This is a genomic window from Ruegeria sp. HKCCD8929 (genome assembly GCF_013031405.1).
Taxonomy (GTDB): domain Bacteria; phylum Pseudomonadota; class Alphaproteobacteria; order Rhodobacterales; family Rhodobacteraceae; genus Ruegeria.
On the sequence record NZ_WPZY01000004.1, the window covers coordinates 345,062 to 357,552 of the forward strand.

The 12,491-nt window shown below is 62.3% G+C and carries 12 protein-coding genes; 9 read left to right on the plus strand and 3 right to left on the minus strand.

The window, feature by feature from the left end; genetic code table 11:
• The first annotated feature begins 14 nt into the window (after positions 1–14).
• From GOX53_RS08780 to GOX53_RS08805, 6 genes are read left to right on the plus strand one after another with little or no spacing between them, the layout of a single operon-like run.
• Complete coding sequence (locus GOX53_RS08780; RefSeq protein WP_171175408.1) at positions 15–962, plus strand: ABC transporter permease; 948 nt, start codon at positions 15–17, stop codon at positions 960–962.
• The gene (locus GOX53_RS08785; protein ID WP_171175411.1) at positions 959–1,774 is read left to right on the plus strand and encodes an ABC transporter permease; all 816 of its coding nucleotides are present in this window, start codon (positions 959–961) and stop codon (positions 1,772–1,774) included. Before GOX53_RS08780 ends, GOX53_RS08785 begins: the two co-directional genes overlap by 4 nt.
• Positions 1,771–3,369: an ABC transporter ATP-binding protein gene (locus GOX53_RS08790; protein ID WP_171175413.1), complete on the plus strand. Its 1,599-nt coding sequence runs from the start codon at positions 1,771–1,773 to the stop codon at positions 3,367–3,369. Before GOX53_RS08785 ends, GOX53_RS08790 begins: the two co-directional genes overlap by 4 nt.
• Positions 3,366–5,285 carry an aldehyde dehydrogenase family protein gene (locus tag GOX53_RS08795; RefSeq protein ID WP_171175415.1) on the plus strand — a complete coding sequence of 640 codons (1,920 nt, stop codon included), beginning with the start codon at positions 3,366–3,368 and terminating at the stop codon, positions 5,283–5,285. The genes GOX53_RS08790 and GOX53_RS08795 overlap by 4 nt, the downstream gene beginning before the upstream one ends.
• Positions 5,278–5,796 carry a hypothetical protein gene (locus GOX53_RS08800; protein ID WP_171175417.1) on the plus strand — a complete coding sequence of 173 codons (519 nt, stop codon included), beginning with the start codon at positions 5,278–5,280 and terminating at the stop codon, positions 5,794–5,796. Before GOX53_RS08795 ends, GOX53_RS08800 begins: the two co-directional genes overlap by 8 nt.
• Entirely contained in the window at positions 5,793–6,704 is a 912-nt protein-coding gene (locus tag GOX53_RS08805; protein WP_371810270.1) for a DMT family transporter, read from the plus strand. Before GOX53_RS08800 ends, GOX53_RS08805 begins: the two co-directional genes overlap by 4 nt.
• Here GOX53_RS08805 and pncB read toward each other — a convergent pair.
• A complete protein-coding gene (pncB, locus tag GOX53_RS08810) occupies positions 6,701–7,993 on the minus strand; it encodes a nicotinate phosphoribosyltransferase (RefSeq protein ID WP_171175419.1) in 1,293 nt (430 codons plus the stop codon). The two genes, GOX53_RS08805 and pncB, sit on opposite strands and share 4 nt — an antisense overlap.
• 161 nt (positions 7,994–8,154) lie before the next feature.
• On the opposite strand from pncB, the gene GOX53_RS08815 reads away from it, so the two are divergent.
• Positions 8,155–8,706 carry a hypothetical protein gene (locus GOX53_RS08815; protein ID WP_171175421.1) on the plus strand — a complete coding sequence of 184 codons (552 nt, stop codon included), beginning with the start codon at positions 8,155–8,157 and terminating at the stop codon, positions 8,704–8,706.
• A 119-nt stretch (positions 8,707–8,825) separates the two neighbouring features.
• Here GOX53_RS08815 and pncA read toward each other — a convergent pair whose 3' ends face one another.
• Positions 8,826–9,419, minus strand: coding sequence for a bifunctional nicotinamidase/pyrazinamidase (gene pncA, locus GOX53_RS08820; protein WP_171175423.1), 594 nt, complete (start codon positions 9,417–9,419; stop codon positions 8,826–8,828).
• 97 nt (positions 9,420–9,516) lie between these two features.
• On the opposite strand from pncA, the gene GOX53_RS08825 reads away from it, so the two are divergent.
• Positions 9,517–10,422, plus strand: coding sequence for a rhodanese-related sulfurtransferase (locus GOX53_RS08825; protein WP_171175425.1), 906 nt, complete (start codon positions 9,517–9,519; stop codon positions 10,420–10,422).
• Positions 10,423–10,433: 11 nt separating this feature from the next.
• Here GOX53_RS08825 and GOX53_RS08830 read toward each other — a convergent pair whose 3' ends face one another.
• Complete coding sequence (locus tag GOX53_RS08830; RefSeq protein ID WP_171175427.1) at positions 10,434–10,763, minus strand: hypothetical protein; 330 nt, start codon at positions 10,761–10,763, stop codon at positions 10,434–10,436.
• 197 nt (positions 10,764–10,960) lie between these two features.
• On the opposite strand from GOX53_RS08830, the gene betB reads away from it, so the two are divergent.
• Positions 10,961–12,415 carry a betaine-aldehyde dehydrogenase gene (gene betB, locus GOX53_RS08835; protein ID WP_171175429.1) on the plus strand — a complete coding sequence of 485 codons (1,455 nt, stop codon included), beginning with the start codon at positions 10,961–10,963 and terminating at the stop codon, positions 12,413–12,415.
• The last annotated feature ends 76 nt before the right edge of the window (positions 12,416–12,491 follow it).

Here is a 12,491-nt window from a genome sequence, read left to right on the forward strand (position 1 = left end):
CTAACGTGACTCTGATGCTAAGATACGCGCTGAAACGACTGCTTTCCCTGATCCTCAGCCTGGCCGTCGCCTCATTGGTCATTTTCGCGGTGATCGAGGTGGCGCCGGGTGATCCGGCCTCGTTCATGTTGGGGGTCAATGCACAGCCCGACACGTTGGCGGCGCTCAGGGCCGAGTTGGGACTGGATGTGTCCAAGCCTCAGCGCTATCTGGCCTGGGTCGGTGGCATGCTGACAGGCGATTTCGGCACGTCTTACACCTATCGAACGCCAGTCTCGGACATGATCGCCGACCGCCTATGGGTGTCGCTGCCGCTGTCGCTATATGCGCTGACGCTGTCCACCGCGATTGCCTTTCCGGCAGGCATCTACGCCGCCGCGCGGCGCGGCAAACCGGGGGATGTCGCGGTGATGGGGGCAACCCAGCTGGGTGTCGCGGTTCCGAATTTCTGGTTTGCGATGATGCTGGTGCTGATCTTCGCCATCAACCTGCGCTGGTTCAACGCGGGTGGCTTTGCGGGGTGGGAGGGCGGCCTGTGGACCGGTCTGCATTCCCTGACTCTGCCCGCCATTGCGCTGGCATTGCCGCAGGCTGCAATCCTTGCCCGCGTGATGCGCTCGGCACTGTTGGACATTCTGGGCGAGGATTTCATGCGTACCGCCCGCGCCAAGGGCTTGTCCCGCCGTCAGGCGCTGTGGCGGCACGGGGTGCGTAATGCGCTGATCCCGGTGTTGACAATCATCGGGCTGCAATTCTCGTTCCTGCTGGCCGGTTCGATCATCATTGAGCAGGTGTTCTATCTGCCCGGCCTCGGGCGGCTGGTGTTTCAGGCGATCTCGTCCCGCGACCTGATCGTGGTGGAGTCGGTGGTCATGCTGCTGGTCTTTGCCGTCATCACCGTGAACTTTCTGGTCGATCTCGCCTATGCCGCCGTCGATCCGCGGCTGAGGAGCCGGACATGAGTCGCAACCTGATCCTCGGCGCGTGCCTGTCGTCTCTGGTGGTGCTGGCGGCGCTGATTTCGTTCGCATGGACACCCTATGACCACGCCGCCCTGAACATCCCGGACAAGTTGCAGACCCCCGGCGTACAGCATTGGTTCGGCACCGATCATTTCGGACGCGACATGTTTTCGATGATCATGGTCGGCGCGCGTACGTCGATCGCGGTGGCGTTGGTGGCGGTGGGCATCGGCATGGCGCTGGGCGTGCCGCTGGGGCTGACGGCAGCAGCGCGCAAGGGCTCGTGGCTGGATGAACTGATCATGCGCGGCAACGATCTGGTCTTTGCCTTCCCCTCGCTGGTCATTGCCATCCTGATCACCGCCGTGTTCGGCGCCGGTGCGATAAACGCCATCATCGCCATCGGTATCTTCAATATCCCCGTCTTTGCTCGCATCACCCGGGGCGCCGCGCTGTCGCTGTGGGAGCGGGAGTTCATCCTTGCCGCCCGCGTCGCGGGTAAGGGCGCGGCGCGGATTTCGACCGAGCATATCCTGCCCAATGTCGCCAACCTGCTGATCGTGCAGGGCACTATCCAGTTCAGCTTAGGTATTCTGGCCGAGGCAGGGCTCAGCTATGTCGGGCTTGGCGCGCAACCACCGACGCCCAGCTGGGGCCGGATGCTGGCTGATGCGCAGACCATGGTCAGTTTCGCCCCGCATCTGGCCCTGATCCCCGGCTTTGCCATCATCCTGACCGTGCTGGGGCTGAACCTGATGGGCGACGGGCTGCGCGACTGGCTCGATCCCCGCATCCGTGTGGCCCGCGCATGAGCTTGCTGCAGATCCATAACCTGTCGCTGGCAATTCATGACACTGAGGTGCTGAAAGAGGTCAGCCTAACCATCGAGCCCGGTCAGATCGTGGCGGTCACGGGTGAGAGCGGTTCCGGCAAGTCGATGACGGCGCTGGCAGTGATGCAGCTTTTGCCGGGCGGGGCGCGGACCTCGGGCTCGATCACGCTGGATGGGCAAGAGGTGCTGGAGCTGGCTGAGCCCCAGATGTGCGCCCTGCGTGGCGCCTCGGTGGGCATGGTGTTTCAGGAGCCGATGACGGCGCTCAACCCGGTCCGGACCATCGGCGATCAGGTGATGGAGACCATCCTGATCCACAAGGCGATGCCGCGCGTCCAGGCGGAGGAGCGCGCGCGCGAGGTGCTGACCCGCGTCGGCCTGCCGCCCGACCGCTTCCCGCTGGGTCGCTATCCGCATGAGCTGTCCGGCGGCCAGCGCCAGCGCGTGGTGATCGCGATGGCCATCGCGTTGCGCCCCAAGCTGTTGATCGCGGACGAACCCACAACCGCGCTGGACGTGACCACGCAGGCGCAGATTCTCGACCTGCTCAAGGGTCTGGTGACCGAATACGGCGTGGGCTTGTTGATGATCACCCACGATCTGGCCGTAGTGGCGGACTTGGCCGATCGCATCGTCGTCATGCGGTACGGAGAGGTGGTCGAAACCGGCCCCACCAGGCGCCTGCTGACGGACATGAAGCACCCCTACACAAAGATGTTGTTTGAGGCCTCGGACCATCAAGTGAACCTGCCGCCCACCCCGGATCCCGCACCCCTGTTGACGGTGGACAAGGTGGTGCGCGACTACCGCCTGGCGCGCACGCGCCTGTTTGCCAAACCGGGCCATGCCCGGGCGGTGGATCATGTGAGTTTCACTCTGAACCGGGGTGAGCGCCTTGGCCTAGTGGGCGAGTCCGGATGTGGAAAATCGACCCTAACGCGGGCGATTCTGGGGCTGGAAGAGGCACAGAGCGGCCAGATCCTGCTCGACGGGCAGCCGGTCTTTACCGGCCACAGGCCCAACCCGGATGTGCGCCGCAAGATGCAGGTGGTGTTTCAGGACCCCTTTGGCAGCTTCAATCCGCGCCACCGGGTTGATCGGCTTATCACCGAGCCCTTCCACCTGCTCGACACCCCACCCAAGGGCGCCGAGCGGCGGGACCGGGTGGCCGAGATGCTGACAGCCGTGGGTCTCTCACCGGACGACGCGCGGAAATACATTCACGAGTTCTCGGGCGGACAGCGGCAGCGGATCGCCATTGCGCGCGCTCTGATCATACGGCCCGAACTGATCCTGTTTGACGAGGCGGTCTCGGCGCTCGATGTTTCGGTCCGCGCCCAGATCCTCGATCTGCTTGCTGAGCTTTGCGAGGCCTACGATCTGACCTATCTGTTCATCAGCCATGATCTGAGCGTGGTACGCACCATCACCGACCGGGTGCTGGTGATGCAGGCGGGGCGGATTGTCGAGCAGGGGGTGACGGGCCAGGTCTTCGATTCGCCGCAGCATGCCTACACCAAGGCGCTGATCACCGCCGCTCCGCGCTTGCCCGATCTGGGAAGGGGCGTGGCATGACACTGCGGCTGACCCCGATCCACCCTGCCGAGCGCGCGAGATTGCTCACTGATATAAGAGCCTATTTTTCGGAAATTGCGCCAGATGCGGGTATCCCCTCGCACGAGGTGGTGGACCGGTATTGGCATGAGGCGGGGCGCCACGCCTTTTGGATTGAACAGAACAGCACCGGCGTTGGATTTGCCCTGATGGTCATCCATCCCGACGGTCAACGCGAAGTGACCGAGTTTACCATCTTCCCACCGCATCGGCGCCAGGGGCTGGGTTCCGCCGCGGCCCACATGCTGTTCCGCCGCTTCCCCGGCTCGTGGACATTCGGCGTCTCGGCTGGGTCTCCGCAGGCGGCGCCATTCTGGCAAGCTTGCCTCGGCGCCTGTCCACAGGTACGGGACATCCGTCGTTTGAGCGCTAAAACCCCTTATCAAAGTCATAGTTTCGATTTTGTTGTTATCGAGGAGCCGTCCATGACTGACCCCATCTGGTTTGACCCGAGCCTGTGCCTGATCGGTGGTGACTGGCGCGCGGCGTCCTCAGGCCAGACCCTGCCGCTGATCAACCCCTCGGATGGGACTGAAATCTGCCGGATCGCGCGTGGTGACGCGGTGGATATCGACGCCGGGGTTGGGGCGGCGCAGGCGGCGCTGGATGGTGACTGGGGCCGGATGACGGCGCTGGAGCGGGGGCGCATCCTGACTCGGCTGGGGCAGTTGGTCCTTGAACGGGCGGACGATCTGGCGGCACTGGAGGCGGCGGATGTGGGCAAGCCACTGACCCAAGCCCGCGCCGACGCTGCGGCGCTGGCGCGGTATTGCGAGTTCTACGGCGGTGCGGCAGACAAGGTGCATGGGCAGACCATTCCGTACCTCGACGGCTACACCGTCTATACCCTGCGCGAGCCGCATGGGGTGACGGGCCATATCGTGCCGTGGAATTACCCGATGCAGATCATCGGGCGTTCGGTGGGCGCAGCGCTGGCCATGGGCAATTCTTGCGTCCTGAAACCCGCCGAAGAGGCCTGTCTGACCGCGCTGGCCTTTTCCCATCTGGCTCTTGAGGCCGGGCTGCCCGCAGGGGCGCTGAACGTGGTAACCGGGATCGGGGCCGAGGCCGGGGCGGCGCTGGCGGGTCATCCGGGCGTGCAGCACGTGTCGTTCACTGGTTCGGTCGCCACCGGTGCCCTGGTACAGCAGGCGGCGGGGCGCAACGTGGTGCCGGTGACGCTGGAGCTGGGCGGTAAGTCTCCGCAATTGGTATTCGATGATGCCGATCTGGACGCCGCGCTGCCGTTTCTCGTCAATGCCGGCATCCAGAATGCGGGGCAGACCTGTTCCGCCTCTTCCCGGATTCTGGTGCAAAACAGTATCTATGAAAGGGTCAAAAGCCGGATGGCCGAGGCCTACGACCAGCTGACCGTTGGTCCCGCCACCGAGGATCTGCGCCTCGGCCCGCTGATCTCCGCCCGGCAGAAAGAGATCGTCACCGGCTTTCTCGCCAAAGGCGCGGACCTGACCATTGCTGCACGGGGCCGGATCGTGGACCGCGCGCCCGAGGCAGGGGCCTATGTCGCGCCGACGCTCTTTACTGACGTACCACCCGAACACCCTCTGGCGCGAGATGAGATCTTTGGCCCGGTGCAGGTGCTGATCCCCTTCGAGACCGAGGATGAGGCCGTCGCCATCGCCAACGGCACCGACTATGGGCTGGTCGCCAGCATCTGGACCCGCGATGGCGGGCGACAGATGCGGTTGGCGAAACGGCTGCGCTCGGGGCAGGTCTTTGTCAACAACTACGGTGCAGGCGGTGGGGTCGAGCTGCCGTTTGGCGGTGTCGGCAAGTCGGGACACGGGCGCGAGAAGGGGTTCGAGGCACTGTATGGATTTTCTCAGCTCAAGACCGTGGCGGTGCATCATGGCTAGGCTGGGTGTTTTTCTGTTGCTGGTGGCGACGTCAGTAGGAGTCGCAGCCCTGTTCGGCGCGGTACACAATCAGGTGAGCTACACGGTCGGGCCGGATTATTTCCACCAATTCAAGTTCCTCCAGTTCGGCATCCCCGCGGAAACGCCGCCGCGTCTGGGCGCGGCTCAGATCGGGTTCCGGGCCAGTTGGTGGATGGGCCTGTTTGTCGGCTTGCCGCCGTTTTTACTCGGTCTGCTGCTGCTATCGTCGGCACGGCAACTCTGGCGGGTCGGCGTTCAGGTCATTATAGCGGTCATTCTTATCACCGCACTGGCCGCGGCCGTGGCGCTGGTCTTCGGTCAGGTTGCGGTGGACGAAGACGTGGCCGCAGTGATTACCTTGCCGGACCACATCTCGGACCCGGTCGGCTTCCTGCGCGCAGGGATCATGCACGACGCAAGCTATCTTGGCGGTTTCATCGGCATCTTTGTCGGCGTGTGGATCGTGTTCCGGGCGAGTCGCAGTACGTGACTGGACAGAGGGACAATGTGGCGCTGGCCATCGCCCTGTCACTTCTGGCGCTGGTGCTGTTCGATGTGATGGGCCTGATCATCAAGTATCTCTCGCCCAGCTACACGGCGGCTGAGCTGTCGGCCTATCGTAACTTTTTCGGCATCTTTCCCAGCCTGATCGCGCTCTGGTCCTCGAAATCCTGGCATCAAGGCGGCCGGCCGCTGAAGATGCGGCAATGGAAGCTGGGGCTGATACGCGGGCTGTACGTCACCTTTGCGCAGTTCCTGTTCTACTACGCGCTGGGCAAGCTGGCCTTTGCGACCGCGACCACCATCACCTTTGCCAACGCGATCTTCATGACTGCGCTGGCGGTGCCGCTGCTGGGTGAAAAGGTGGGTCTGACCCGCTGGTCGGCTGTGCTGCTTGGGTTTGGCGGCGTGCTGATGGTGATGAAGCCGGGCAGCGACAGCTTCTCGCTTGATGCGATGGCACCGCTTGGGGCGGCGTTCCTTTATGCGCTGGCCGGGGTGTCGGCGCGGCAGATGGATGCCGAGGTGCCGAGCCCGCTGATCAACCTCTATTCCGTGGTTGCTGCCCTGGCTGGGTCTCTGGCACTGGCCCTTGCGATGGGTGGATTTTCTCCGGTCCCGCACGTCCGGGATATCTTCTGGATCGTGGCCATGGGCGCGGTGGGTGGAACGGCGGTGCTGTGCCTTGTGGTGTCGTACCGGATGACCGAGCAGAGCAATCTGGCGCCGTTCAGCTATTTCGGCATCCCCATCGCCTTTGCCGCCGGGTGGCTGGTGTTCGACGAAACGCCGTGGGCCGATCTGTTTCCCGGCGCTCTGCTGATCATCGCGGGCGGGCTGATGGTGATCTGGCGCGAGCGGCATTTGAAACGGGCGCCTGTAGTACCCCGGGCCTAGACCACGACCTGGATTGCCTCTTGCTGACCGACGCCAAACACGCGCTTGTAGCGTTCGATCTGGTCCATGGGGCCCATCGCCTTTTCCGGGTTGTCCGAAAGTTTTACCGTCGAGCGCCCGTTGGCTGACACCGCCTTGCACACAAGTGAGAACGGTGCCAACCCGTCGCCCGGCACCAACCGGCGGAAATCGTTGGTCAAAAGCGTGCCCCACCCGAACGAGATATTGGCCTGCCCGGCAAACTGCGCATGCAGCTCGCGGATCTTGTCCACATCCAGCCCGTCCGAGAAGATGATCCGCTTTTGCTTTGGGTCCTCGCCACGCGAGTTCCACCAGTCGATAGCGATCTCGGCCCCTTTGGCCGGGTCGCCGCTGTCGATGCGGATGCCGGTCCAGCCGGCCAGCCAGTCCGGCGCGCGATCCAGAAACCCTTTGGTTCCATAAGTGTCGGGCAGGATGATCCGCAGGTTGCCATCATGCTCCTCATGCCAGTCGCTCAGCACGTCATAGGGCGCCTGCGCCAGTGCCGTGTCATCCCCGGCCAATGCTGAATACACCATCGGCAGCTCATGCGCGTTGGTCCCGATCGCCTCAACCTCGCGACGCATCGCGATCAGGCAGTTCGAGGTGCCGGTGAAGGCCGTGCCCAGCCCCTCGATCATCGCCTGAACACACCAATCCTGCCACAGGAAGGAATGCCGCCGCCGGGTACCAAAATCGGCGATGCTCAGCTCGTTGATCCCGCGCAGCGCCTCGATCTTTTCCCAAACCCGGGTCATGGCGCGGGCATAGAGTACCTGAAGTTCGAACCGGCGCATGCCGTTCAGCACCGCGCGCGAGCGCAGTTCCATCAGCACCGCCAGTGCCGGGATTTCCCACAGCATGACCTCATGCCACTTGCCTTCGAAGGTCAGCTCATACTGATCGCCATTGCGCTCCAGATGATAAGGCGGAAGGCGCATGTTCTCGAACCATTCCATGAAGTCAGGCCGGAACATCTGGCGCTTGCCATAAAACGTGTTGCCGCGCAGCCAGGTGCTTTCACCCCGGCTGAGGCAAAGTGACCGGATATGGTCAAGCTGCTCGCGCAATTCGCCTTCGTCGATCAGTTTTGCCAGTGGAATCCGGGTCGAACGGTTGATCAGCGAAAAGGTCACATTGGTGTCGGGCTTGTTGCGAAAGACCGACTGGCACATCAGCAGTTTGTAGAAATCCGTGTCGATCAGCGATCGGACAATCGGATCGATCTTCCACTTGTGATTGTAGACGCGCGTCGCGATATCAACCATGACAAGCTCCTGTTCTCAAATCACTTAGAACAAGGGCCATCCCGAATGGCAAGAGCCTGAACATACACCACATTGCCCCGCTCAGGTCACAATATCGGCGTAAAATCTGGTCAGGGTTTCACCGGTCAAAAACAAGAACGACACCAAGGCCGGACTTTCTGATGGGTCTCAAATACGATTTCGACATTTGCCCAGAGGTGTCGGAGGAAATCGTTGAGAATGACGTGCGCGCGGACCTGCAGGGGCAGGCCGCCGGGTCATTTGCGTCGTCGCCCCGCCCCGTCGCGATGTTCCGGGATGTCAGGACCTCCGATGCCTTGCGCCGGGCGTCGCCCAGGGTGCGGCAACTGTTTCTGGACTCGGGTTTCCGGCTGGATGTCTATGACAGCGGAGCCCCCGAAGGGTTCTATCCGGCCGAAGATGAGGCAGTTCGCCACTTGATTCTGTCGAATTTTGTCGAGAACATGAAGAATACGCCGCTGAGGGGGGAATATTGCGGTGACTTTGATTTCTCGGAGTTCATGGAACACATTCTGGCAGCCAAGCCGATACTGGAAGAGCGCGATATGACCAAAAAGACGACACCGGAGCCAGAGCAGGAAGTCCAGCGTCCGGAGCGCAAGTCGGTATTAGGTCGCGTAATCTTTGCCGTCTCGATAGCGGTGCTGGCGTTGCTGGCGCTCAAGTGGCTTTCCGCCACGATACCGAACTAGGGCGTTTCCAGTTTGACTTGACGCACGGCATCGGTTCTCCGCGTTCGAGCCAAAGGCGAGAGGCAGCGGAAACCGATCCAATACGAACTGGAAGCGCTTTCGCCTGTTAGACCGGGCTGTCAGTCCAGTTTCACGCCGGACGCGCGCATCGCTGTTTCGGCGGCGGCAAGCGAGCCATCGAGGTCAATGGCACGGCAGGCGTCCATTCGGACAGAAACATCAAATCCCAGCTTGGCCGCATCCACCGCTGAGTAGTACACGCAGAAATCCGTCGCCAATCCGGCGAGCGTGAGCGTATCGATCCCGCGTGTGCGCAAATACCCTTCAAGCCCCGTCGGCGTGGTGTGGTCGTTTTCGAAAAAGGCCGAATAGCTGTCGATTGCGGTGCGAAATCCCTTGCGCAGGATCAGATCGGCATCGGTTCGCAGGTCGGCGTGAAACGTGGCACCCTCTGTGCCTTGCACGCAGTGGTCCGGCCACAGAACTTGCGGGCCGTAGGGCATCTCGGTCAATTCGAACGGCGCCTTGCCCGCATGGCTGCTTGCGAATGAGGAATGCCCAGCCGTGTGCCAGTCCTGCGTCAGGATCACACTGTCGAACTCGGCCATCATCGCGTTGATCAGCGGCACGACCTCGTCCCCTCCTGGAACGGCCAGCGCGCCGCCGGGGCAGAAATCATTCTGAACATCGATCACAAGCAGGGCGTGGGTCATGGTGGCCTCCGTTACACTGCCTTATCGGTAGGCAGGCGCGCAGCCCGCGTCAATCCGGTCTCTTGCGACTCTGTCCGCCCGGGACTAAATCGCGCGCATGTACACGATTGCCGCTCTCTATCACTTCGCCCGGTTCGATAATCCGGCCGCGCTGAAACCCGCTCTGCTTGAGCTCTGCAAGGCTCAGGACGTCAAAGGCACCCTGCTTTTGGCGAAAGAGGGGATCAACGGGACCATTGCCGGGCCCCGCGCCGGCATCGACGCGGTTCTGGCCCATGTGCGCGGCCTGCCCGGCTGCGCTGATCTGGAGTGGAAGGAGGCCATTGCCGACCATCCGCCCTTTGGCAAGATGAAGGTGCGGCTGAAGAAAGAGATCGTCACCATGGGCCAGCCGGATATCGACCCGCTTGCCCGAGTTGGCCACTATGTCGAGCCCGAGGACTGGAACGATCTGATCCGCTCCGAGGATGTGGTGGTGATCGATACCCGGAACGACTACGAGGTGGCGATTGGCACCTTTGAGGGCGCAATAGACCCTAAAACGGAGAGTTTCCGGGAGTTTCCTGCGTGGTGGGACGAGAACAAGGAACGGTTTCACAACAAACGCGTGGCCATGTTCTGCACCGGCGGCATCCGCTGCGAAAAGTCGACCAACTTCCTGCTGGGGGAAGGGGTTGAGGATGTGTACCACCTTAAAGGCGGCATACTGCGTTACCTGGAAGAGATGCCCGCGGATGACAGCACCTGGCAGGGTGAGTGCTTTGTCTTCGACAACCGGGTGTCAGTCGGTCATGGATTGGTCGAGGGGCCGCATGAGCTGTGTCACGGCTGCCGCCGCCCGATCCTGCCCGAGGATCGCGAGCGTCCCGAATACGAGCACGGCGTATCGTGCCATCAGTGTGCGGGTGAGACCTCGGAAGCGGACAAGATGCGGTTCCGCGAGCGGCAGAAGCAGATCGCTTTGGCCCGCGCGCGCGGTCAGGAGCATCTGGGCGCTCAGTAAGCGGGGCGCGATCAGCGGTTCCGGTCAATCCATTCGGACATCATTGCCTTGTCGCGGAAACACTCCTGCGGCACCGGGCGGCGTTTGGCTCGCGCGATCCGTTCGGCAAAAGCGACCTGTTTGCCAGTGGGATAATTGGCGAACGGAGAGGGATCGGCTGGCTTATGCGCCGAAATCCAGGCCGACAGCGATCGCCGGTCTCGCTGTGCCTCAACCGGAATCTCCAGCGCGGACTTCTCGGCGATAGCGCGGGCATAGCGCATCTGCTTCTCGGTCACAGGCAACAGATGATAGTCGTTGCTGGGTCCGTTCACCGACGATCTTTGCTGTGGATGGGGCATATCTAACCTCCGCTCACGTGTGAACAAATATAGAACATTTGTTTGAGGTTTTCAAGAATCGCGCCGCGACGGTCTCTTGAGATTTCGGGTGCAGGGTTTTAATTGACCCGTCAGTCAACAAACGATAGGGGCGGGTTTGACAGGTTTCCTTCGCACCCCTCGGCGACCGGGGCCGTGCTCAACGAAAAGGACGCAACATGGAATTTCAGCCCAAGGCCAGCCATTTCATCAATGGCGAATATGTCGAGGATACCTCTGGCAAGCCCATTGACGTGGTCTATCCGGCCACTGGCGAAGTGATCGCCCGCCTGCATTCGGCCACCCCCGCGATCGTGAATCAGGCTCTAAACGCCGCAAAAACAGCCCAATCCGCCTGGGCCGCGCTGTCCGGAACCGAGCGCGGCCGCATCCTGCGCCGCGCCGCTGATATCATGCGCGAGCGTAACCGCGAGTTGTCGATCATCGAGACCTACGATACCGGCAAACCGCTGCAGGAAACGCTGGTGGCGGATGCCACTTCGGGCGCAGATGCGCTGGAGTATTTCGGTGGTCTGGCCGCCTCGCTGACCGGCGAACACATACCGCTCGGCGGCGGCGATTTCGTCTATACCGTTCGCGAGGCGCTGGGCGTCTGCGTTGGCATCGGGGCATGGAACTACCCGACCCAGATCGCCTGCTGGAAAGGCGCCCCGGCGTTGGCCTGCGGCAACACGATGGTGTTCAAGCCGTCGGAAACAACGCCCCTGTCCGCTCTGCAAGTGGCCGAAATCCTGGTCGAGGCGGGTGCCCCCAAAGGTGTCTACAACGTGGTGCAGGGCTATGGCGATGTGGGCGCTTCGCTAGTGACCGATCCGCGCGTGGCCAAGGTGTCGTTGACCGGCTCGGTGCCCACCGGGCGCAAGGTCTATGCCGCTGCGGCCGACGGCATGAAGCACGTGACGATGGAGTTGGGCGGCAAATCCCCGATGATCGTGTTCGACGACGCGGATATCGAAAACGCCGTGTCCGGCGCAATTCTGGGCAATTTCTATTCCTCGGGTCAGGTCTGCTCCAACGGCACCCGCGTGTTTGTGCAGAAAGGGATCAAGGAGGCCTTCCTGAACCGCCTGTCCGAACGCCTCGCCACCGCCAAGATCGGCGACCCGCTGGATGAGGACACCAATTTCGGCCCGATGGTCAGCGAAAACCAGATGAACATCGTTCTGAGATACATAGAAAACGGCAAGGAAGAAGGCGCTCGGCTGATCCATGGCGGCGAGCGGATCGACGGCGACGGGTTCTACCTGCAGCCCACCGTCTTTGCCGATGTAACCGACGGCATGACCATCGCCCGTGAAGAGATCTTTGGCCCGGTCATGTCGGTGCTCGATTTCGACACCGAAGACGAGGTCATGGCCCGCGCCAACGACACCGAATTCGGCCTTGCCGCCGGTGTCTTCACCAACGACCTGACCCGCGCGCACCGCATCGTCGCGGGGTTCGAGGCCGGCACCTGCTACATCAACTCCTACAACCTTGCCCCGGTCGAGGCGCCGTTTGGCGGGTCGAAGATGTCGGGCGTGGGCCGCGAGAACTCCAAACTGGCGATCAATCATTTCAGCGAGATGAAGACCGTCTATGTCTCGATGAACGATGTCGAGGCGCCATTCTGACGGCGCTCAAGGCCACGCAATACCGGCGATCCCTGCTCTGTTCCCGACATTTCGCGTCGGGAACAGAGCATACGCT